The organism is Pedobacter caeni, from assembly GCF_900129215.1.
In the GTDB taxonomy this organism is placed as follows: domain Bacteria; phylum Bacteroidota; class Bacteroidia; order Sphingobacteriales; family Sphingobacteriaceae; genus Pedobacter; species Pedobacter caeni.
This window is the reverse complement of the sequence record NZ_FQUQ01000002.1, coordinates 971409-994446: the sequence shown is the minus strand read 5'-3', so window position 1 is coordinate 994446 and position 23038 is coordinate 971409. Positions and strand designations below refer to the sequence as shown.

The window sequence follows — 23038 nt, the reverse complement described above, 5'->3', positions numbered from 1 at the left end:
AAAAGCCCTTCCGTTTACAAGCTGAAAAGTTCTTTGATCCGATGTACCTGTCTGCGGGAAACTTCAATTGTCTCCCCGCTGCTCAGTTTCAGCTTAAGGCTTCCGCTAAACCATTCCACCACATCAACAATAAACCGGACGTTCACCATCTGCTGACGGTTTACCCGGATAAACTGCTGATCATCCAGTGTATCTTCTATCTGCTGCAAAGAGCGCAGCACCAGCGGACTGTTGTTTTCAAAATGAACTTGCGTATAGTTCCCTTTCGATTCAAAAAAACGTACATCATTTAAAGTGACAAACCAACATTTAGCTCCATCTTTCAAAAAAATCCGGTCGTTCAGGCCCAGCTTATCCCTTTTTAAGGTAAGCCTGACCTTGGTTAGCTGAGACATCACTTTTGCAATGGCCTGCCCCAGCCTTTCGGGAGCGATGGGTTTCAGCAAATAGTCCATTGTATTATATTCAAAGGCCTGAAGGGCGTATTGATCATAAGCAGTGGTAAATATCACCATTGGAACCTTGTCCAGTCCCTGAAGAATCTCAAATCCGTTTTTTCCGGGAAGATGGATGTCCAAAAAGATCAGATCAGGGTTTAAATCTCTGATCATTTCAATCGCCTCCTCTGCGTTCCCTGCTTCTCCGATCAATCCGATCTCCGGAAAGTCTTTCAACAGCTCATTCAGCTCAATACGGGCAAGCCTGGAGTCCTCTATAATTATCGCTTTGATCATGTACTTCTTTTTATATTGATGACCACAACAACCTCAGGGGATTCCTCTGTAATGGAAATTCCCGCCCGATCGCCATAGATCAGCCCCAAACGTTCAATGATATTTTTAATTCCCAGTCCGAGGTTATCTTCCAGCTCCTCTTTACGTTTTAATGAACCTGTATTTCTAACCGTTAAAAGAATTTCCTGATTCAGCATACCCACCTGAACATCAATTCTCCCTCCTTCAACGCTGGAGGAAATCCCATGTTTGACTGCATTTTCTACCAGTAGTTGTAACACCATGGGAGGAATCTTTTGCTGCAAAAGTGTTTCATCTGCAGAGATGCTAAAAGTTAACCTTTCTTCATACTGTATTTTTACAAGTTCGAGGTACTGCCTCAGAATACCAATCTCTTCGGCAATGGTAATCTCGATATCCTCTGCATGCTGCAAGGCATAACGGAGGACTTCAGAAAACTTGGTCAGCATCTGCCTTGCCAGCTGATGATCTTCCAGAATCAATGCCCGGATATTATTGAGTGCATTGAAAATAAAATGAGGATTCACCTGTGCTTTTAGATTCTCCAACTGGATATTTTTGATCTCGGCTTCCATTTTCCACTTTTCAATTTCCTGATGGTGATATTTTCTCATCAAATGATAACCAAGATAACACAGCGTCCAGATCAGCAGGATTGCCGTTGTGGGGAAGAGATTATGTAGAATATTTCTGAAACTGAAACGATACTGATCCGCAAAAGAGAAGAAGATGAGCGCCATCAAACCAAGCCACATCAGGGAAAGCAGTACCGTAGCAATCAGGAGATTGCCAATGAATGATTTCATGGACAGGTTAAAGGCGATTTTTTTTCTCTTTAAATAATAGCGGTATAAGGTGGTGAGGATAAAGCCCCCGATGCCAATGGAAATGAAGTTTCGCCACACTACCGCACGGGGTAAATCCGTGGTAAAGTATTGCAGCATAAAATTCATAAAGCCGATTAATATCCAGGCGCTGATCTGAAGTATCCAAAACCAGGAAGGCTCTTTTCCCTTCACTATAACCGGTTGATCCAGGTGCTCACTTTAGTTAATGCCTCAGGATTGAAAGTCTCCGTCAGCACGGCATATTCTTCAAAACTACCAGTAACTGCTTTTTGGAAAAAGTGATTTAGGTTAGGCATAGGCACAATTTCAAAATGCTTGTTTCCAGCCTTTTCGAGTGCCGATTTTATACCCGCCAAATTAGGCTCCGATTTTACCTGCAGATCCAGTGTGCCATTTAACGCCAGTGTAGGACATTTTACTTTGGCAATATAATCCGCAGCATTAAACTTCGCAAAATAACGGAACCATGGCCCCAGAGCACGTTTGGAAGCTTTGGCAATCATAGCATCAGCTAAAGTACGGTCGTTATTTTTCAGATAGGCTGCCAATCCTTTATTAAAAGCACTATCTATCTTATGCTGCAGGACTTCAGTAGACGAGTCGGGGTTGTCCAGAATAGCAGAAAACACGACTCCGTTGATATAAGCACCCATCACAATGGTATCATCAGAATTTTGCGTTACTTTCTTCATATCCTCACTTTGTTGCCTCATCACCTGACTGGAAGCAATACCAGGTCCGGCAAGTAATACCATAAACTTAACCGCTTTGTTTCTGGCGGCAACGATTGGTGCGATCATCCCACCTTCACTATGTCCGACCAGTCCGAGGCTTAGCTTTTTCAAATCAGGTCTGGAACCGATGAAATTTACCGCAGCTTCCACATCATCCGCAAAATCGGCAGTTGTGGCCTGAAAGAAATTCCCGGTAGATTTTGCCGTTCCACGATCGTCATATCTCAATACTGCAATTCCATTTCTTGTCAGCCAATCACTCAGCACCAGAAAAGGGCGATGATTGAACTCCACAATCTCTTCGTCCCGGTTTTGTGCTCCGGATCCTGTAATCAATATGACGATTTTCGAAGCTTTTCCATTGGAGGGCAAGGTCAGTGTTCCTGCCAGTTGGTGTCCGCCTTTGGGATTAGTAAAGAGGACTTCCTCCTGTTGATAAGGAAAATCCTTTGGATCCTGAGGTCTGGCAACCTTAACTACCTTTGCAGAAGACTGATCCGGACTAAGTACCATTGGAAATTTATAGGTTCCCTGTTGAAAAGTTCCTGATATTTTATTACTATCTGCCTGATGGATGCCTTCAAATCTAATTTTAAGCTGATCATAAGTGAGTACTAAGCGGTTTTCCGAAAACTCCACTTTATCAATGACCATCCCCATAGCTCCCTGATCCGGGCTATCCATCGTAGCAGCATACCCCTGCTCCCCCTTTTTCAGGTGAAAGATAACAGGCAAAGCCTTTCCCGGAATGTTTAATTTTCCATACCAATCACCTGCTATATCTTGTGCAAATGAAAAAGAAACGAATAAAGTAAGACTTAGTGTAGCAATAATTCTTTTCATAATTTGTTTGAGTTATTTCATCAAATGTTAGCATAAGAAAGCAACCAGTTTCCTGAATTGTGATGAACGGTTGTATTAAAGGAGGAATGGCAGGAGTCTTGTTTTTCAGTAACGAATCTAAGAAATAGTCAGGATTAAAAAAAAAGCCACCTGAAGATAATTCTTCAGGCGGCCGGTTTCAACAATTAATTTATAAATTATGCTACCGCATCAATGGCTTCACGTAAGCTCTTCGCTGCTGCTGCAGGATCTTCAGCACCATAGATAGCTGCGCCTGCTACTGCTACTATAGCACCTGCTTTTATGACTGCTGCTACATTATTGATATTTACACCCCCTGCAATAGAAACAGGTACTCCAGCTTTTGCAGCTTCATCAATCAATACCTGGATGGAATATCCTGCTGTCCATTGCTCATCTAAACCAGCATGTAATTCAACAAACTCAGCACCTAATGCAATCGCTTCCTGAGCACGCTTCACACGGTCAGCCACCCCGATTGTATCGACAACTACGCCTTTGCCATGTGCTTTTCCTGCTTTGATTGCACCAGCAATGGTGGCATCACCGGCAGCACCTAAAACAGTTACCAGATCAGCACCTGCTTTAAAGGCGATGTCAGCCTCCAGTTCTCCGGCATCCATTGTTTTTAAATCCGCAAAGACCAGTTTATCCGGATATGCAGCTTTCATTGCGGTTACCACAGCCAGACCTTCCTGTTTGATTAATGGGGTACCCAATTCAATAATATCAATATAAGGAGCGATTTTAGCGACCAATGCCAATGCTTCTGTTGTGCTCAATAAATCTATTGCTACTTGTAATTTTGCCATAATATGATTTGTTTTTATTTCTATTTAAGTTCTTTTTTAATTCCAGATGGTTATTACACCAGTTCTTACTATTGCTATTCCAGACGACTAATATTTTAGCGGTTGTTGCTCCGGATTCTTGTGATTACAGATGGTTGTTATTCCAGATTTGCATGTCTTTTCCAGAGCTGCTCTGCAGGAATCCCTTTTTCTGCCCACATGGTTTGAAAGATTGCATCGGTTAGCAGCCACAATCCCTGTTCAAATAAACTGCCTGCATATTGTGCAGAAATACTTTTGCCATGATCTTCTTTCTGTGCCGCAGGAATGATAATCGTATGGGCCGCTAATTTTGCCAATGGCGATGTTAAAGTGGTAGAAAATGCAAGGACCTTCGCTCCTGCTTTAACAGCCTTTTCTGCAGCGGTTAAAACGGAGCTGGTGGTCCCTGATCCAGAGGCCACAATCAGCAAGTCTCCCGCTCCAATTGCCGGAGCCGTAATTTCGCCAACCACGAATACCTGCAATCCAAAATGCATCAGGCGCATCGCAGCGGCCTTCAAGGCAAGTCCCGATCGACCTGCAGCACTTAGAAATATCCGCTCTGACTGATACACAAAAGGAATAAACGCAGCCACCTGTCTATAGTCAGTCTTAGCAGATAGTTCCAGCTGTTCTTTTAAAATCAACTCCAGATTTGTCCTGATTTCATTTGAAAATTCCTGTTCTTCCATTTTTTTCTGTTTCTGATGGCGCAAAGGTATCTTCCCCATTTCCCTCTGCCCTTATACATTCTGCGCATTATATGGGACAATCCGGAAAAAATACAGCGCTATCATCATGAAAATGCCATAAAAAAAGGCCCTTTGGAAATAAGTCCACCTGAATGTCCAGATAGTCCAATGCCTCAGCGAAGGATATCTTATCTTTGAATCCTTAATGAAAGAACACACCTTACCTGGATTAGAAAAATCCCTGATCTATATCAGGAACCTGGAAAATTGTCCACCGAGTTACCTCAACGATCCGGGAAGAAAAGATTTCTTTGAAATCGTCTGGTTAAAAGATGAATATCCTTTACACGCGACCAAAGAAGGAGAAGAACTGGGAGACTGGATTTACCTTATTCCTCCTTACCGTGTGCATCAATTGAATAAAGCCGGAAAAAACGGAGTATTACTTTCTTTCAAAAGAGACTTTCTTGGAGAAGAAGACAAAGAGTTTTACCTGGATATCTTTAAGATTTTCAATATTCAGGGTGAGTTTTCTTTCCTGCCACTCCAATTTGAAAATGCAGCGGAGCTGGAAAAGATCTATGCACTCATGGAGGAAGAGTACCTGCTTCAACAAAACAACTTCTCTATCTTAAAAGCGATGTTGAAGGTGTTCCTGTTGAAATTAATTCGCATTAAGGAGCATGTTTTTACCAGTCAGGATCTCAATCAAAAGAGAGTGTATGAATTTATGCTGCTCCTGGAAGACAATTACCTTCAGGAACGGAATGCAGATTTTTATGCAGCAAGCTTAAACCTGAGTGCGAAACGCCTGAACCAAGTGCTAAAAGAAAAACTCCAAAAGACAAGTATGCAACTGATCCACGACCGGATCATACTTGAAGCAAAAAGAAAGATCATTCATAGTGAACAGTCCCTAAAACAGATTGCTTATGACCTGAATTTCACGGACCGCCCCTATTTCAGCAGGTTTTTCAAGAAACAAACGGGACAATCTCCTGAAGAATTTCAGAAACATGCCAGAAACCATATAGAATCAAAATTCAATACCCTCGTCTAAATGCTGTTCATCTACCTGCTTCCTGATCCTGTTGATCAATTGCGGACTTACCCCCAGATAGCTGGCCACATCATTCAGAGGAACCCTTAAAGCGATATCCGGCTGATCATTGATAAATTCCTCGTAACGCAGCGAAGGTTCCATTTCCAGGTAAGCATTCCTGATCTGGTTTTTCTCCATCAATAACTCCTGGATAATTTCATCAATCAGTGCCTTAAGGTAAGGCAACTGCTGATACAATTTCATCAGGTTTTTCTTAGAAATGACCAATACCTGCACATTACAAACTGCCTGAATCTGTTCTGGGGCGGGAACTTCATGATTAAAGCTGTTTAAAAGCGTACAAAACTGGTTCTGAGTCAAAAGATAACGAGTCAGTTCCCGGCCTTCTTTCTGCTGTAGCGAAATCCGCAGAATCCCATCACAGATAAAGAAAAGTTCTGTGCAGACCTTCATTCCCTCAAAAAGATAACTCCCCTCAGGAAAGGTTTTATACTCAAACTCAGTTGAAATCAATTCCTGGTCTGCTTCGGGGATTGGCTTGTATAATTGGAGAAAAGAGATCAGTTGATTTGACATTAATTCAAATATCTATTTTTTTTATCATAAAACATTATCTGTAAATCTTACATTTCACTGTTTATACTCTTTTGTATAAACAGTGAAAGAGCCTTATCTTTGTATGGTAAATTATTGCGATAATCATAGTTAAAACACCGATATCATGAATGAAGATTTAAATATGCTTGAGCAAACCGCACTAAATGATTATAAGTACGGTTTTGTGACAGATATTGATACGGATATAATTCCTAAAGGATTGAATGAGGCTGTTGTTGAGCTCATTTCAAAAAAGAAGAACGAGCCGGAATGGATGCTGAACTGGCGACTTAAAGCCTATGCACACTGGCTGAAGATGGAAGAACCCACATGGCCAAATGTCAAATATCCACCTATCAATTATCAGGACATCATTTATTATGCTGCCCCGAAAAAGAAAGAGCAACTGAATAGCCTCGATGAGGTAGACCCGGAGTTGCTGCGTACCTTTGAAAAACTGGGCATCTCATTAAATGAACAGAAAAGGCTGACTGGTGTTGCCGTAGACGTAGTAATGGACAGTGTTTCTATTGCCACCTCTTTCAAAGAGCAACTTGCCGAAATAGGAGTAATTTTTTGCTCCATCAGCGAAGCCATACAAAAACATCCTGATCTGGTAAAAAAATACCTGGGTTCCGTAGTACCGATGACAGACAATTACTTTTCTGCCCTGAATTCTGCGGTATTTACAGACGGATCCTTCTGCTATATTCCTAAGGGAGTACGTTGCCCTATGGAATTGTCGACTTATTTCCGCATCAATGCAGAAAACTCAGGTCAGTTTGAAAGAACGCTGATCATAGCAGAAGAGGAAAGTTATGTGAGCTACCTGGAAGGCTGTACTGCACCAATGCGTGACGAAAACCAGTTGCATGCTGCTGTAGTTGAACTGGTGGCCATGAAAAAAGCAGAGATCAAATACTCTACTGTTCAAAACTGGTATCCGGGAGATAAAGACGGACAGGGAGGTATCTACAACTTTGTCACCAAAAGGGGCATGTGCCAGGGTGATCATTCCAAAATTTCCTGGACACAGGTGGAAACCGGATCTGCCATCACCTGGAAATATCCAAGTGTGATCCTTAAAGGAGACCATTCTATCGGGGAGTTTTATTCAGTTGCATTTACCAATCACCACCAGCAGGCAGATACCGGAACAAAAATGATTCACCTGGGAAAAAACACCCGCAGCAGGATCGTTTCCAAAGGCATCTCCGCCGGACAAAGTCAGAACAGTTACCGGGGTTTGGTTCGTGCCGCTAAAGGAGCAACCAATGCACGTAATTATTCGCAATGCGACTCCCTCCTGCTAGGCGATAAATGTGGTGCACACACTTTCCCTTATATAGAAGTAAAGAATAAAACAGCCATTGTAGAGCACGAAGCAACGACCTCCAAGATCGGAGAAGATCAATTATTTTACTGCAGACAACGCGGTATTGATGCGGAAACCGCTGTAGCCCTGATTGTCAATGGCTTTGCGAAAGAAGTGATGAACCAGTTGCCTATGGAATTTGCAATAGAGGCCCAAAAACTACTTGCCATCAGTATGGAAGGCAGTGTAGGATAATTAATTACCCATATAAAATTTTACAAGACATGTTATCAATCAAAAATATACACGCAAATATTGAAGGCAAGGAAATACTGAAAGGAATTAATCTCGACATCAAAGCGGGAGAAGTTCATGCCATTATGGGACCCAACGGGTCTGGTAAAAGCACCCTTGCCTCTGTACTTGCAGGAAGAGAAGAATATGAAGTAACTGAAGGTGAAGTAACCTTCCTGGAAAAAGATTTACTGGAACTTTCTACAGAAGACAGGGCACGTGAAGGGCTTTTTCTTGCCTTTCAATACCCGGTGGAAATTCCCGGAGTAAGTACCACCAACTTTATCAAAGCTGCGGTAAATGAGAAACGCAAGTACCAGGGTGAAGAACCATTGGATGCCGTTGCTTTCTTAAAAATGATGAAACAAAAAATGGCTTTGGTAGAGATCGACCAGTCTTTATTAAGCCGTTCCATCAACGAAGGTTTCTCCGGTGGGGAAAAGAAAAGAAATGAAGTTTTTCAGATGGCCATGCTGGAACCTAAACTGGCAATCCTTGATGAAACCGATTCCGGACTGGACATTGATGCTTTACGCATTGTCGCCAATGGCATCAACAAACTGAGGAATGAAAATCGTGCTATTTTGCTCATCACCCACTATCAGCGCCTGCTGGATTATATTCAGCCCGACTTTGTCCATGTCCTTTACAATGGAAAGATTGTGAAATCAGGAACAAAAGAACTGGCATTGGAACTGGAAGAAAGAGGGTACGATTTTATTACTGATGAAGCAGATTTAGCAGCAAGTCTGTAAGCCGATCATCATCAAAAAAGAAAGATAATGACGAATGTAAATTATTTTAAAGATCAATTTGAGCAGCTTCAGGACTCCGCTCCTGAAAGTACTATAACTGAGCTCAGGACTGATGGATTTAATACCTTCAACAAATCAGGCTTACCAACCTTAAAGTTGGAAGAATGGAAATATACCAATATCAGCAGTTTATTCGATAAAGATTACCAGTTTGCAAATGCCCCTCAACAACTGAATGCTGATGATCTGGATGAGATCCGCTTAGCAGGTCATGAAGCAGCAAATGAACTCGTTTTTGTAAACGGACGTTTTATTCCGGCGCTTTCTACGATCCGCAGTGCAGCATCCCAACTGGTCATCTTACCTTTGGAAGAAGCGGCAAAAGGAAGCCATCAGGCACTGGTTAAAAAACACCTTGGTCAAAGCAGTGTATACCTGAAAGACGGGATCCATGCATTGAATACTTCCTTTATTCAGGATGGCATGTTCATTCTGGTCCCTAAAGGGCAGCAACTGGAACAACCGGTTTATATCTACCATATTTCTGATGCAAGGCAACAAAACACGCTTTCTCAGCCCCGCAGCTTAATCATTGTGGAGGAAAATGCAAAATTACAGCTGACCGAAACCTATACCACATTGGGTACTGCAGAAAGCTTTACCAATGAGGTCCTGGAAATGGTGGTGAAGGAGAATGCTTTTGTAGAATATTATAAAATTCAGCACGATGGCTTAAATGCGAGCCAGGTAGGCAGCACACACATTCACCAGGTGGGAAAAAGTTATGTACACACGGTAGTGGTTTCTCTGAACGGAGGGGTAATCCGGAATAACCTGAACCTGGTATTGGATGCAGAAGGCAATGAAACCCATCTTTATGGATTGTATCTTTTAAAGGGTAACAGCCACGTAGACAACCATACTTTAGTGGATAATAAACGTCCAAACTGCTTTAGCAACCAGCTTTATAAAGGAATTGCAGATGATAGTTCTACCGGTGTTTTTAGTGGAAGAATAATCGTACAACCTGATGCGCAAAAGACAAATGCTTATCAATCCAACAAAAACATCATCTTATCCGACAAGGCAACGATCAACACCAAACCCCAGCTCGAGATTTTTGCGGATGATGTGAAATGTTCCCATGGCTGTACGGTTGGTCAGCTGGATGAAGAGGCGTTGTTCTATTTAAGGGCAAGGGGAATTCCAAAAGCAGCGGCTGAGGTATTGCTGCTAGAAGCTTATGCAGCAGATATCCTGGCTCAGATTAAACCGGAGGCTTTGCGCAATCATGTAGCAGAACTGATTTACGAACACTTATCTATATCATAACATGACACAGATAGATTCCATATCCCTGGATTTAGACCTGCAGGCAATCAGGTCCCAATTTCCTATTTTAAGCAGAACAATAAATGATAAACCGCTGGTCTATCTGGATAATGCAGCCACCTCCCAAAAGCCACGATGCGTAATTGATACGTTGAGCGATTATTATGGCCGGTACAACGCAAACATCCACCGCGGTATTCATACGCTTGCAGAAGAAGCCACATTAGCTTATGAGGCCACACGCTTTACAGCACAGGAGTTTATTGGAGCAGCATCTGCTGAGGAAATCATTTTCAGCAGGGGAACCACGGAAGGAATCAATCTGGTCGCTTATACCTGGGGCCGCCAGCATATTTCAGCAGGAGATGAAATTCTGATCTCCGGAATGGAGCACCATTCCAATATTGTGCCATGGCAAATCCTTTGTCAGGAGAAGAATGCGGTTTTAAAGGTGATCCCGGTTACGGATGAGGGAGAACTCTCTATGGAAGTATACAAAAGCCTCTTATCTGAAAAAACGAAACTGGTTTCCATCGTTCAGGTATCTAATGCACTTGGAACAGTTAATCCTGTAAAAGAGATGATTGATGCCGCACATGCAGTTGGGGCAAAAGTACTGGTAGACGGGGCACAGTCTGCTGTGCATCTGGACATTGATGTGCAAGACTTAGATTGTGATTTTTTCGCCTTCTCTGGTCATAAAGTATACGCTCCTACCGGAATCGGGGTACTTTATGGTAAAAAGGAGCTTCTGGAGAGCATGCCGGTATTTCATGGCGGCGGAGAAATGATCAAAGAAGTAAGCTTTGAAGAAACGACCTACAATGACCTTCCTTACAAATACGAAGCAGGAACACCAAATATTGCCGATACCATCGCTTTAAAAACGGCATTGGATTTCATCCAGAACATCGGCAAAGCGACGATCAGAAAGCATGAAAACGAGTTGCTCGCTTATGCCACTACACAGCTGGAGAGTATTCCTGGTTTGAGAATCATTGGAAAAGCTAAAGAAAAGGTCAGCCTTGTTTCTTTTGTCGTTAAGGGGATCCATCCGCAAGATATTGGCATTCTGCTGGACAACCTTGGCATTGCGGTAAGAACAGGCCACCATTGTACCCAGCCATTAATGAAACGTTTTGGCATTCCGGGTACGGTAAGGGCGTCTTTTGCAATGTACAACACCAAAGAAGAAATAGATATCCTGATTGCAGGTATGCACAAATCCATTAAAATGTTATCCTGATGAGCCAGCAAGCCATTCTTGAAATAGAGAAAGAAATTATAGAAGATTTTGCCCTGTTTGACAGCTGGGAAGATAAATATGAATACATCATTGACCTGGGAAAGAAGCTCCCGGTTCTTGATGAAGAACATAAAATTGCAGACAACAAAATTAAAGGTTGCCAGTCTACCGTTTGGCTGGTCGCTGCTTATGAAGATGGCCGCGTGTTTTTTAAAGCAGACAGTGATGCAGTGATCGTAAAGGGTTTGGTGAGCATGCTTATCAAAGTATTATCAGGACATCGCCCTGAAGAAATCCTGGAAGCTAAACTGGATTTTATACGGGAGATTGGAATGATGACCCATTTGGCGCAAACCCGCTCTAACGGATTGTTATCTATGATCAAACAAATGAAAAACTATGCATTGGCTTACCAAACCCTTCAGGGATTAGAGAACAAATAGACCATGAACACAGAAGAACTAAAACAAAAAGTAATTGACTGCCTGCAGACCATATATGACCCTGAAATACCGGTAAGCATCTATGAACTTGGGTTGATATACGAGACAGAAGTGATGGCTCCGTTTAACAATGTACAAATCGTCATGACGCTGACTGCTCCAGGTTGCCCTGCAGCACAGGACATTCCTGTTGAAGTGGAACAGAAAGTAAGACAGATTGAAGGGGTAAACGAAGTCTCTGTAGAAGTGACCTGGACACCGCCATGGAATAAAGACATGATGTCTGAAGCGGCCAGGCTGGAATTGGGAATGATGTAAACAACGATCGAGAAAAACAATATATATACTGGTGAAACCTGCGCAGCAAGCTTCATAACCATTAAAAAACAAATATTATACTGATGAAACCTGCGCAGCAAGCTTCATTACCATTAAAAAACAAATATTATACTGATGAAAATTACAGCCCAGGAAGAATATGGTTTAAGGGTACTCCTTCGGATTGCCAGGCATGAAAATGCAGAGGGCATCAGTATTCCTGCGCTCAGCGAAGCAGAGGGTCTTTCTCCTGCCTATGTGGCCAAATTAACCAGAATGTTGCGCATGTCAGGATACATCAACAGTACACCGGGATATAAAGGGGGATATGTCCTTGCACAACCTGCCGATCAGGTCAATATCAATAAGGTACTGAAAGTTCTTGGGGGTGCTTTGTTCAATAAAGCTTTTTGCGAAGAATACCCGGGAACCGTAAAGCTTTGTACGAACTCTATCGATTGTTCCGTTCGTTCCTTGTGGCAAATGATCCAGTTTACGGTAGATCAGTTGTTAGACAAAGTTTCCTTACAGGACCTGATCAATCCGGAACAGGAGTCCAGTCTGTTGCTGGAATCTCTCTTAAAGCAAAACGCGAAGTAACCACCTATTTGAGGCTAAAAACAACACCAGCCCCAATGGCTTTTATTTTGCGTACTGCCCCGTTAAACTGAGATTCCCGCTCCCGGCCATCTGCCAGGAAGAGCTGATCGATTCCATTACCCGTTTCGGCATAACGGTGTTCTCCTCTTAAATAAATGGAGCACCTGGAATTGATGCTAAAGTTAAGGCGTAATAATACCTGAGTTTCAAAACCTTTGGCAATATGTTTGAAACTCAGCGGATGGTTAAAGGCGTCTATCAGGTTCCAATCGGCCAGTCCGGTATAATTCAATTGCTGATAACTGAATCCGGCATTCAGGTTAATCCTCCGGGTCCTTGCCAGCTCCATATCAAGCCCAACAACGGGACCATTCCACTTAGACTGATAAGTGCTGTTTAATTCCCTTCCCCCTTTCTCTTCCTCAAAATTCTTTAAGGAAAGCGACTGACTGTTATTTGCATAACCTGCATAAGGTATCACATCCAGCATTTCATGAAGCCTGACCGCATAAGCCAAAGTTGCAGCATAACGCAAACGATGGCCTTCATTACTTTTCAGAAAGGCACTGTAGGTTACCTGAGTTCTATCATCTGCAGCATAATCATGATCTGTAGCACTGCCACTTCGGATGAAAGCTTTGTGGTAACTGCCCTTAAAATAAATATGGGACCAGATGTTCAATTCTACATCCAGCCCCATACCCAGTCCTTTTAGCTTTGTCCAGATTACTTCTGATAAAACATTGGGATTTTGTCCGTTGCTGTTCCCGGCAATTGACCATTTAAAATCCTCGGAGCTGTCATCACCATAAAAAGCAAAGATCCACCTGCTTCGTTGCTCCTGACCTGATTGTCCATAAACAAAAAAGCAGCAAAACAGAAGAAACAGGCAAACCAGGTATCTTTTCATGGTGAGAATCGTTATAAGCTAAAAGCCTCCCATCCTGAGACAGTTGCCCTGTTGCAAGTCATTGCAGTAGTGCCGTTTTCAGAGGAGATATAACGCCCGTTATTCCCCCTAAGGGATATTTTCCCATCAGGATTGACGATCCAATCGAACTTTTCCCAATCACTGATGGTTGTTCTGCTACAGGTAATCGCTGCTGCTCCATTTTCTGAGGACACATACTTATTCATGCTCCTCAACGCAACCTTACCGCCCCCGGCATCTACAATAGTGAATTTCTCCCAGTCTTGTGAAGTTGTGCGGTCACAAACCATTGGTCCTGTTCCATTCAACCCACTCACAAATAAATTATTGATCCCTTTCAGGGAAATGGTCTGACCAATTGGCGCGTTAGATGATCCTTCTGTAAGCTGATAAACCTTTACATAATCTACGAGCATACTTGCCGGCAAGCGGCTTTCGTCAATGGTCTGACCTGGAAGATTCCCTCCTACAGCCAGATTAAGCAACAAAAAGAAAGGATCATGAAACTCTTCTGTTCCATTGATGTTATTTTCAATATTGGCCACATGAAATTGTACATTGTCTACAAACCAGGTAATGGAGCCAGGTGTCCAGTCTACGCGGTATACATGGAAATTTGTTGGTGTCGTATTCGTATTTCCTCCATAATAGGTATAAGCTGTATTGAACCAATGCATGGTCCCCAATACGGTACTGGAAGTATTCGTGTTTTCCATAATGTCAATTTCTCCGCATTTAGGCCAGGGATTGGTCCCGATATTGGCGCCCAACATCCAGAATGCGGGCCATTGCCCTTGTCCCTGGGGTAGTTTAATCCTCGCTTCGAATCTTCCGTACTTAAACTCCCGTTTGCCTCTGCTGATCAATCGTGCAGAAGTATATGGCAAGCCACCAACACTTTGTTTCCTTGCCGTGATCACCAGGTTACCACCGGTAACAGTTGCATTCTCTGCCTGGTAAAATTGCTTTTCATTATTGCCCCAGCCACCACCACCGGTTTCGAAGCTCCAGTTGTTCGTGTTGACTGCATTCCCATCGAATTCATCCGACCAGACCTGCTGATAGGTTAAAGCCCTTGGGGCGGTGAGTTGCTCTTCTGCCGTACCGGCAGGTTTCAGGTCCTTTTTACAGGCAGGCAGAATTTGTGAAACTGCCAGCAGGCAGATCATCAGGTTTAGTTTTCTCATTGTTTTTAGGGTTTGATGATTAGATTTGGTTATGATTAGTTTAGACTAAATGCTTCCCATCCTGAAATTGAAGCTCTGGTACAAGTCATTGCATTTACACCGTTTTCAGAAGAAACGTACAGGCCATTATTTCCACGGAGGGATATTTTCCCGTCTGCATTTACGACCCAGTCGAATTTCTCCCAATCTTCTATGGTAGCTCTGCTGCAGCTCAATGGAGCAAGCCCATTTTCAGAAGAAACGTATTTGTTCATACTTCTCAGCGCAATTTTCCCTCCGCCTGCATCGACTACTGTGAATTTCTCCCAATCCCCGGCGCTGGTCCTGTTACACCACATTGAGGATGCTCCATTTTCTCCGCTGACAAATTGATTATTAATGCCTTTAAGCAAAATGACCTGACCTATAGGTGCCGTTCCGGGGTTTCCGGATGTTGAGCCCGACCATTTGAAGGTTGCAACAGCTCCCGCCGGAAGTGTATAACTGAACGACTGGGTACCCCATTTCACTTTAAAAGTGCCACTGCCTGATCCGCTATTGGAAACGATCAGCACCTTGGTTCCATCTGCATTCTTAAACGCCACATTCTGAAAACTTCCGGCAATATTAGAGCTGATCCTTGTTGCTCCGGGTCTGGCAAACTTCGAAGCATGGGCAATAATATAATAGGAAACATTTCTGGATATGCTACTGCCGTTAATCGTTAAGGCTCCTTCGCAAGTACTACAGCCACCACTGGTATGTGGACCATAATTTTGATCAGCTGCAAGATTCCATTCCAACACATTGCGGCTCCAATTCCTTGTTGCACCAATAATCAGCGTATTTACATGCCACTGCAGATCCCCTGCGAAATTACTGGGGCCTCCCACCCACTGTTCTGTGAAATAGATATTTTTATTGGGATAGGCATTGTGGACATCCGTTAAGGCACTGATATTTCCACCGTAAAGGTGAAAAGCAGAACCGTCTACATAATTTCTTGCAGCGGCATCATTTAATATGGCAATCGGATAATCCGGACGATCCGCATTGTGATCGTAGGAAATGATTTTTGTGCTGATGTTATTGGCATTAAACTGAGGGCCGAGATTGTTCCTGATAAATGTAGCCTGCTCTGAGGCCTGCATGAGCATACTTGGATTATTGTAAGGATTTAAAGGTTCATTCTGAGGGGTAATTGCATCGATGGTAATACCCTGGGCGCGCATCGCAAGAATGTATTTAACAAAATACCTGGCATAGGCATCGTAATAAGCCGTATTCAGGCTTCCTCCTACATAATTACCATTGGTTTTCATCCACCTTGGGGCAGTCCATGGGCTTCCAAGAATTTTAATAGAAGGATTGATGGCGATAATACTTTTCAGTACCGGAATCAGATCTGTCATCTCGGGAGCAATACTGAAATTGTTGAGGTTATTGTCTGTTTGTCCCGCAGCCACTTCATTATAGGTAAAAGGGTTGGCACTGAGGTCGGATGCTCCGATCGTAACCCTCAGGTAACTGATCCCGATATTATTTCCGGAAGTAGCGAACAACTCCTGTAATAAATTATTCTTTTGCGTCGCTCCCAGGCCATTAATGAGGGAGGCACTTGCACCGGTCAGCGTAAATCCGAAGCCATCAATTCCCTGATAGTTGATATTTTCGTCAATAACAATGGTATTGGGGTTTGTTCCTGCATCCGCGGCGAAGCTGACGTTATTCTGGGATTGTAATAATTTGCTTTTGTCTGTTGTGGTCATCCAGATGCTGACAGACTCGTTTGCCCGGACAATTGTTTTTTCATTCAAATCTAAATTGGAGTTGGACCGCAGTTCCTTCTTACAGGAAAACAACACTGCACAAAGCATGGCGCAGCCTGTTAAAATCAGACTTTTTTTCATAGGGATGAATATATTTGGTTACTCAAATCTATATCAGCCGATAAAAAACTGTACATATTGCCGGGCCTACACAACCACTACAGAAAGGGCAAAAGCACCAGATCTCAAGATACAAAGGGCCTACTTACCTACTACACACAAAACATAAGCTACTCATAAACAACAGCTTGAATTCAATACATTCTAAATGTAACCTATTAATTACCAACCGGCTTATCCTGACAAATTATTCTTTCATTATACCTCTGGTAAGAAAAGTAAAATAAAGACTACTAATTTAGTATACTTTATATATATTTGCTGCTGTAAATGATTCAATCATTAAATAGTCATGTGGCCGAGTGGTTAGGTATGGGTCTGCAAAACCTTCAACGGCGGTTCGAATCCGCCCATGACGTCATCAAAAGCCTGCCTTCGGCGGGCTTTTATTTTGGGCATAAAAAAACGGGGATACAGCTTCCAGCCACATCCCCGTCATCTAAATTAACGCTCTCATATATAAGACGATCAAATCATCTGTTTATTGCATCCTTCGTTAAAAATTTTATTTTTCATAGAATTCAATTGGCAATTGATCCGGGTCTGCAATAAATGTGAACCGCTTTCCGGTAAACTCATCAATTCTGATGGGCTCTGATGCTACTGCTTTTTGTTTCAATGTGGCTACAACAGAGTCTAAATCATCCACCTCGAATGCAAGATGCCTTAAACCGGCCGCTTCAGGCCTCGATGGCCTTTCCGGAGGATCAGGAAAAGAGAAAAGCTCTATAATGTATTCGCCATTTAAGGCAAGGTCCAGTTTATATGATTTTCTTTCTTCCCGATATACTTCCCTCATGATGGTAAGACCCAGGACATCCGTATAAAAAGCTTTTGAAATGTTATAATCAGTGCAAATAATTGCAATATGGTGAACTTTACTTAACATGATTTTATTTTGCAGTGATCACTAACTGATAAATCTGGCCTTTATTTCCTGCCAGCAGGATCAAATCGCCTTTTTTTGATTTCTGAACAACATTCAGGTTCATTCCGGAAATATTATACCAGTATTTGCCCCCATCAGAAGAAACGTCTATCCCGGAAGTCCCTGCTGCGATTAAGGTCTTTTCACTGAGATACGCTACTCCTGAACGGTAGCCATCCACTGGCTTAGCCGGTTTAGTCCATGTTTTTCCACCATTATTGGTCAGCAAAACATTGTTCTCATTTTCCTTATCTTTCAGGTAGTTTCCACCAACAACCACGCCTTTATCTTCGTTAAAAAAGGACATGGAAAAGGGCCCGGTACTACTTTCTCCCTGTAGAATCGGACATTCGAAGATTTGCCAGGTAGAGCCAAAATTACTGGAATAATAGATATTTGAAACCTTACCTCCTGTAGCAATCCATACTTTTCCGTTTCCTTTCACCTGTATCGTAGATCCGCTTGCTGCAAAAGCTGCTTCACCAAGGCCCATTTTAGCCTGCAGGTTATCTGAAATATCATTCCAGGATGCTCCTCCATCCAGTGTTCTAAAAAGCTGCATTTTGCTATTGATAGGATCACCAAAGACAATCCCTCGCTGATCATTCCAAAAATCCATTCCATCTAAAAATATAGCGGTATCCAGATTTTTATAACTCTCTTTCCAGGTTTTACCTCCATCTATGGTCATCAGGATATAAGCCGGCGAACCTGCATTTACCGCAATTGCCTTATCTGCATCAAAAGCTTCGATATCTCTAAAATCCAGTTTCTCATAACCTGTTGGTTTGATCCAGTCCCAGGTTTTTCCTCCGTCTACTGTTTTGCCAATATGACCATTACTTCCACTTACCCATGCCACCTGATCAGAGACAATACTCATTCCCCTTAAACTCGTGTTTGCTCCTGATGTTAATGGAATCAGGTCGTAAGTTTGTGCAAAACCGAATAATGGAAAGAATAATAAACAATAAATTAGTCGCTTCATCTATTTAACTCGTTTCCAGGTGTCAGATCTACCAATCAATGAGATACCAATGTAACCCCTAACGTTAAGGTCACCATTTGGCTTAATGTTCATGTTACAGCTGTATGTTTTTCCGGTTTTTGGATCGTAAATCTTTCCATCAACCCATTTTCCATCGTCATAAACGAAATCTTTTAACATTTCAAGACCTAATATTGGTCTTGTTTTTAAATTTGCATCCGGATTTTTCACATCTAACTTAGCTTGTCCTTTTTCATCTTTCGGCGCTTTCAACCAAATGATTTTACCGAAAAACTTATCTCCCTTTTTGGAGACATCTATGTGTGCTTCACCTGAAGAATTAGCCCATTTGCCCAGAATGGCATCACTTGTTTGGGCAAATCCTGAAAAGGAAATTGCTGCGAATAAAAGTAATAACGAAATGTATCTCATATCTCATGTTTTAAATGTACCTAAAGTTACTAATTACCCGATAGAATAAGAAACATCGAAAAAATTACTCCTATTTTAATGCCGATACAGGGTCCCGCCTGGCAGTAATGCATAACCTTACACTTACAGTTAAAAAAGTAACCAGGATGGAAACCAGTATTATCAACACCAAAGATCAGACAGTCAGGTCAATACAAAAAAACAAAACCTGATAACCGTTTAGGCTTACCCTTCTGTAAGGTTATTCTGCTTTCTGATATGGAATATCAAATTTAAAATGACATCCTTTCCCCGCTTCGCTTTCTACACTAATATGGCCATTTTGAAGGTCTATGAGCTGTTTGCAAATATATAAGCCCAATCCGGTTCCAGGCTTGCCTGCCGAGCGGTTTGCCTGATAATACCTGGTAAACAACTTCCCTTGCTGTTCCTTTGGAATTCCTATCCCCGTATCAATGATGCTCACATTCAGGCTTTCGATCTGTTCATTAATACTTTTCAAATCCACTTTTACCACTACCCCACCCTGATCTGTGTACTTCAACGCATTATTCAATAGGTTGATCATGATTTGCTTTAAGCGGAAGGGATCACCTTTTACCATGATCTCTTCATCTCCGCCGAATTCGGCCGTTAGTGAGATCTGCTTTCTTTCCGCAGTAAAGCTCATTGCAGCAATGGTATCTTTAATTTCTACACCAGGCTGGAAAGTAACCACATTAAGCGCAGCCTCCTTTTGGTTATCAATTTTGCTGACATCAAGAATATCATTCACCGTATTGATCAACATACTAGAAGATAGGTTAATCGAATTCAGTTTCTTTTTCTGATCATCAGAAAGTGGCGTTCTGTTCAGCAAATAAATAATCCCGGTAATGGTGGTCAATGGATTTCTGATCTCGTGGCTCATAATCGCCAGCATTTCGGATTTTTGTTCCGCAAGCGCAACTGCCCTTTCGTTCTCCCGGATATAATTATCTTCCGCCATTCCCGCTTTCCGGATGTAAATGATCAATAAAATAATAAATAGCAATACCATCAGGACTGCAACCCCGGTGAAGTTATTCATATCATCGGTTGCCGATTGGTACTGATTCAACATTTCAGTCCTTGTTTTCTCCCAGTCGTTGAGGTGAATGTCTTTCAATTCCTGAACAAGCTGATGAAGCTGGATGACAAGACTTAGATTTGCAGAGATCAGTTGTTGGTTAGATTTCGCCAGTCGCCCGTTCTCTTCATTTAGTTTTCTAAGCAGGTTTTCCTGTGAGTTATTTTGCTTCCTAATGACAGAACGGCTGATGGAATCACGGATTTGTTTTTCCCTGCTTACGGTCACTACTTTTACCGATTGCCCGTTCTCCTGCTTATTTACAATTGCATCCTGTAACCGTTTGAAAAGTCCCTTTTTATTGGGCTGAGGCTTGATTACTCTTACAGAAGTATCTGCTTTCCCGGTACTTCTCTTAACCGTACTTTTCAACTGATACTTTTCTATAAGGTCATCCGAAGCTTTTCCTGTAATATTTTGAATGGTGGTAATTCTTAATAAGGAATCAAAGTTATGTTTCAATCCAAAAACTTCATTGGAGATCTGTAATTTTTGTTCAAAAGATTTTCCGATTTTTTCTTTGCTGGCTGATAGATTTCTTGTGCTATCCAGGTCATATTTTCTCAAAATGGCTCCAATCTGATTGAAAGTATTGTTCAGTTTGGTCTTATAATCTTCTAATTTTTCGTTCTTCCCGTATAAAATAGCCTGCTGAAAATCACTTTCTGCACCATTCAGATCTAATAAAATATTACTGATCTCCTGAGCCTGCGAGTGTCCTCTTAAATTATCACTTAATGTATGTAATTTCTGAAAAATAGAGTGTCTGAGTAATAGGGAGCCTGCAGCAATGAGAAAAGTAAAGATCAGGAACAGGATGAAAAGTTTACGGAGATTCTTTGAGGTTTCACCGGATTTATTGATTGGCATAGATTTCATTAAATTTTCCTCCAAAAATATGATGGAGTGCAAATTTATCAATAATTATCATGTATAAAGGAAGAAACATCAGGAAATCAATCTAATGGATATCCCGAAGAAGCAATTTATCCTTCCAGCCAGCTCTTAAAACTACTCACTCTTTCTCTGCTGATGATGGCTTCCGTCTCGGTTGGAGGGAATAACTGAATCACCAACCGGCTGTTGTAATAGGTAGTGATCTTTTTAATGGCATCAACATGAATAATCAGCTGTCTGTTTATTCGGAAGAACAGGTTTTTATCCAGCATTTTTTCAATCTGATCCAATGAATAGTCGAGCGGGATCTTTTGATTGGTCTGTGTTGTTGCCCAGGTCAGCCCTTCTGAAAAATGGATATAAGCAATCTCCTTTGCTTTTACATAAACCAGTTGATTGTTGACCTTCCCCATAAATCTGGTATGCTCTCTTTTAAAGAACTCTTCTGCAATTTTGGAGATATTTACAGCCGGCTCAGGAGCTACTTTAAAATATTCAAATTTCTCCAGGGCTCTTTTCAGGTCTTTTATAGCGATTGGTTTCATCAGATAATCTACACTGTAAACTTTAAAAGCCTGGAGTGCAAAACTGTCATAAGCGGTTGTAAATATGATTGGTGTCCTGATATCCACCTGATCAAACATCTCGAAACAATTACCATCAGAAAGCTGGATATCCATAAAGATCAGATCCACCGTGCCGGCCGACTGCCTGAACCAATTTATTCCTTCTTCAATGGATTCAATAACGGCAACTACCTCTAAAACAGGCACACACTGCTGCAATAAATGAATCAGCCTTTCCGCGTTGTGTGTTTCATCCTCAAATACGATAATCTTCATGGGTCGTTATAATAGGGATTTTGACAATAAACAACTCTTTTGTTTCTTTAATTTCAATTCTTTTTTCACTGGTTAGTTCGTACCTCTTCGCAATATTATCAAGGCCCAGGCCGGTCGAGTTCTGAACAACCATTCTTTTCCTCAGGTCATTTGTAACGACCAGAAATCCATCTTCATCTCTGATCCGGATATGCAGCGGATCATTCGCAGAAAAACGGTTGTGCTTCACCGCATTTTCGACCAGCATTTGTAAGGTTGCAGGAGGAATAAGACCAATATACTTTATATTTTCATTGATTTGAATGTCAAATTCAATACTACTTTGATGCCTGATCCTGATCAGAAAAGAATAGGATTCCAGAAACTCAAGTTCCGTTTCAATAGAAACCAGGTTTTCAAATTTCTTATCCAGGATGTAACGATAACTCCTGGCAAGCTGCGTGATGTACTCGGCAGACAGATCCGGACTTTTATACACCAGATTGGTCAATACACTTAAGGAATTAAAGAAGAAATGTGGGTCTATCTGGCTTTTCAGCACATCATATTTGGCCTGAATATTCTCGCGCATCAGTCTTTCGCTATTGAGCTGTGATTCCTTCCAGTTTTTATAATAAAACACAATCCCATTATAGCCCAGCAACAACAGATAGAACATGAAAATCCCGAAAAAGAGATCGTAACTAAGTGAGCTGAAGCTTTCCCAGGCGTCGTAACGATGAAATAAGACGATGTCAAAAACAGAGTAAGATAACCCAAACAAAAAGGAGGCTATCAGTCCATAAACAAGTAATGCAAAGCATAACAGTAACAATCGCCTGGAAACATTTTCTTTTGAGGTATACCTTTCAATAAATCCGGCAAGTAAGATTGCTCCTTCCCAAACCAGCAGTCCAAAGACCACATACATCACGCTAAATGCCTGCCCCCGAAAAAGAAAAGTACTAAAATTATGAGGGAAGGTCAGGTCAAAGGATTTAAAAACGACACTGAAGAGGTATAAAATCAGGATCCTCAATCCGTAAACAAACCATTTACTTTGGAAAACCGATTCCATCTTAGCTGTATTCATCTTCATAAACATGGCATAGGTAAACTTGTCCATACA

At 41.8% G+C, this 23038-nt stretch carries 23 protein-coding genes and 1 tRNA gene; 9 read left to right on the top strand and 15 right to left on the bottom strand.

What is annotated here, in order from left to right:
• Positions 1 to 14: 14 nt before the first annotated feature.
• The 5 genes from BUC20_RS11670 to hxlB all read right to left on the bottom strand — a co-directional run bounded on the left by BUC20_RS11670 (position 15) and on the right by hxlB (position 4726).
• Positions 15 to 734, bottom strand: a complete 720-nt coding sequence (locus BUC20_RS11670) for a LytR/AlgR family response regulator transcription factor (protein WP_073231021.1) — start codon at positions 732 to 734, stop codon at positions 15 to 17.
• The gene (locus BUC20_RS11665; protein WP_073231020.1) at positions 731 to 1774 is read right to left on the bottom strand and encodes a sensor histidine kinase; all 1044 of its coding nucleotides are present in this window, start codon (positions 1772 to 1774) and stop codon (positions 731 to 733) included. The genes BUC20_RS11670 and BUC20_RS11665 overlap by 4 nt, the downstream gene beginning before the upstream one ends.
• Complete coding sequence (locus BUC20_RS11660) at positions 1774 to 3180, bottom strand: alpha/beta hydrolase family protein (protein WP_073231018.1); 1407 nt, start codon at positions 3178 to 3180, stop codon at positions 1774 to 1776. The genes BUC20_RS11665 and BUC20_RS11660 overlap by 1 nt, the downstream gene beginning before the upstream one ends.
• A gap of 197 nt (positions 3181 to 3377) precedes the next feature.
• Positions 3378 to 4013, bottom strand: coding sequence for a 3-hexulose-6-phosphate synthase (gene hxlA, locus BUC20_RS11655; protein WP_073231017.1), 636 nt, complete (start codon positions 4011 to 4013; stop codon positions 3378 to 3380).
• 137 nt (positions 4014 to 4150) lie between these two features.
• On the bottom strand, positions 4151 to 4726 hold the full coding sequence (hxlB, locus tag BUC20_RS11650; protein WP_073231015.1) for a 6-phospho-3-hexuloisomerase: 576 nt from the start codon (positions 4724 to 4726) through the stop codon (positions 4151 to 4153).
• A gap of 205 nt (positions 4727 to 4931) precedes the next feature.
• Between hxlB and BUC20_RS11645 the strand changes: the two genes are divergently transcribed.
• The gene (locus BUC20_RS11645) at positions 4932 to 5786 is read left to right on the top strand and encodes a helix-turn-helix domain-containing protein (protein ID WP_073231013.1); all 855 of its coding nucleotides are present in this window, start codon (positions 4932 to 4934) and stop codon (positions 5784 to 5786) included.
• Here the strand turns inward: BUC20_RS11645 and BUC20_RS11640 are convergent.
• Positions 5763 to 6365 (bottom strand): Crp/Fnr family transcriptional regulator, encoded by a 603-nt coding sequence (locus BUC20_RS11640; protein WP_073231012.1) that lies wholly within the window; start codon positions 6363 to 6365, stop codon positions 5763 to 5765. The genes BUC20_RS11645 and BUC20_RS11640 overlap by 24 nt on opposite strands.
• A gap of 145 nt (positions 6366 to 6510) precedes the next feature.
• On the opposite strand from BUC20_RS11640, the gene sufB reads away from it, so the two are divergent.
• The 7 genes from sufB to BUC20_RS11605 all read left to right on the top strand — a co-directional run bounded on the left by sufB (position 6511) and on the right by BUC20_RS11605 (position 12689).
• The gene (gene sufB, locus BUC20_RS11635; protein ID WP_073231010.1) at positions 6511 to 7956 is read left to right on the top strand and encodes a Fe-S cluster assembly protein SufB; all 1446 of its coding nucleotides are present in this window, start codon (positions 6511 to 6513) and stop codon (positions 7954 to 7956) included.
• A 29-nt stretch (positions 7957 to 7985) separates the two neighbouring features.
• On the top strand, positions 7986 to 8750 hold the full coding sequence (gene sufC / locus BUC20_RS11630; protein WP_073231008.1) for a Fe-S cluster assembly ATPase SufC: 765 nt from the start codon (positions 7986 to 7988) through the stop codon (positions 8748 to 8750).
• Between the two features lie 27 nt (positions 8751 to 8777).
• On the top strand, positions 8778 to 10082 hold the full coding sequence (gene sufD, locus BUC20_RS11625; RefSeq protein ID WP_073231006.1) for a Fe-S cluster assembly protein SufD: 1305 nt from the start codon (positions 8778 to 8780) through the stop codon (positions 10080 to 10082).
• 1 nt (position 10083) lies between these two features.
• A complete protein-coding gene (locus BUC20_RS11620) occupies positions 10084 to 11328 on the top strand; it encodes a cysteine desulfurase (RefSeq protein WP_200800930.1) in 1245 nt (414 codons plus the stop codon).
• Positions 11328 to 11771, top strand: coding sequence for a SufE family protein (locus BUC20_RS11615; RefSeq protein WP_073231004.1), 444 nt, complete (start codon positions 11328 to 11330; stop codon positions 11769 to 11771). Before BUC20_RS11620 ends, BUC20_RS11615 begins: the two co-directional genes overlap by 1 nt.
• Positions 11772 to 11774: 3 nt before the next feature.
• Positions 11775 to 12089 carry an iron-sulfur cluster assembly protein gene (locus BUC20_RS11610; RefSeq protein ID WP_073231003.1) on the top strand — a complete coding sequence of 105 codons (315 nt, stop codon included), beginning with the start codon at positions 11775 to 11777 and terminating at the stop codon, positions 12087 to 12089.
• A gap of 135 nt (positions 12090 to 12224) precedes the next feature.
• Positions 12225 to 12689, top strand: coding sequence for an RrF2 family transcriptional regulator (locus tag BUC20_RS11605; protein WP_073231001.1), 465 nt, complete (start codon positions 12225 to 12227; stop codon positions 12687 to 12689).
• Between the two features lie 4 nt (positions 12690 to 12693).
• On the opposite strand, the gene BUC20_RS11600 is transcribed toward BUC20_RS11605, so the two are convergent.
• Genes BUC20_RS11600 through BUC20_RS11590 form a run of 3 tightly spaced genes read right to left on the bottom strand, consistent with a single transcriptional unit; the run spans position 12694 to position 16696 of the window.
• The gene (locus BUC20_RS11600) at positions 12694 to 13599 is read right to left on the bottom strand and encodes a hypothetical protein (RefSeq protein ID WP_073230999.1); all 906 of its coding nucleotides are present in this window, start codon (positions 13597 to 13599) and stop codon (positions 12694 to 12696) included.
• A gap of 11 nt (positions 13600 to 13610) precedes the next feature.
• Positions 13611 to 14807, bottom strand: a complete 1197-nt coding sequence (locus BUC20_RS11595) for a family 16 glycosylhydrolase (protein WP_073230997.1) — start codon at positions 14805 to 14807, stop codon at positions 13611 to 13613.
• A gap of 35 nt (positions 14808 to 14842) precedes the next feature.
• Positions 14843 to 16696 (bottom strand): glycoside hydrolase family 30 beta sandwich domain-containing protein, encoded by a 1854-nt coding sequence (locus BUC20_RS11590; protein ID WP_073230995.1) that lies wholly within the window; start codon positions 16694 to 16696, stop codon positions 14843 to 14845.
• Between the two features lie 327 nt (positions 16697 to 17023).
• Here BUC20_RS11590 and BUC20_RS11585 point away from each other — a divergent pair.
• Positions 17024 to 17094: transfer RNA gene (locus BUC20_RS11585), tRNA-Cys, on the top strand.
• Positions 17095 to 17240: 146 nt separating this feature from the next.
• Here BUC20_RS11585 and BUC20_RS11580 read toward each other — a convergent pair.
• From BUC20_RS11580 to BUC20_RS11555, 6 genes are all read right to left on the bottom strand, one after another.
• Complete coding sequence (locus BUC20_RS11580) at positions 17241 to 17624, bottom strand: VOC family protein (protein WP_073230993.1); 384 nt, start codon at positions 17622 to 17624, stop codon at positions 17241 to 17243.
• A 4-nt stretch (positions 17625 to 17628) separates the two neighbouring features.
• Entirely contained in the window at positions 17629 to 18651 is a 1023-nt protein-coding gene (locus tag BUC20_RS11575) for a WD40/YVTN/BNR-like repeat-containing protein (protein ID WP_073230991.1), read from the bottom strand.
• A complete protein-coding gene (locus tag BUC20_RS11570) occupies positions 18652 to 19083 on the bottom strand; it encodes a DUF2147 domain-containing protein (protein ID WP_073230990.1) in 432 nt (143 codons plus the stop codon).
• 241 nt (positions 19084 to 19324) lie between these two features.
• Positions 19325 to 21061, bottom strand: a complete 1737-nt coding sequence (locus tag BUC20_RS11565) for a sensor histidine kinase (RefSeq protein WP_159441090.1) — start codon at positions 21059 to 21061, stop codon at positions 19325 to 19327.
• A 116-nt stretch (positions 21062 to 21177) separates the two neighbouring features.
• A complete protein-coding gene (locus tag BUC20_RS11560) occupies positions 21178 to 21930 on the bottom strand; it encodes a LytR/AlgR family response regulator transcription factor (protein WP_073230986.1) in 753 nt (250 codons plus the stop codon).
• Positions 21911 to 23035 (bottom strand): sensor histidine kinase, encoded by a 1125-nt coding sequence (locus BUC20_RS11555; RefSeq protein WP_073230984.1) that lies wholly within the window; start codon positions 23033 to 23035, stop codon positions 21911 to 21913. The genes BUC20_RS11560 and BUC20_RS11555 overlap by 20 nt, the downstream gene beginning before the upstream one ends.
• Positions 23036 to 23038 lie beyond the last annotated feature (3 nt).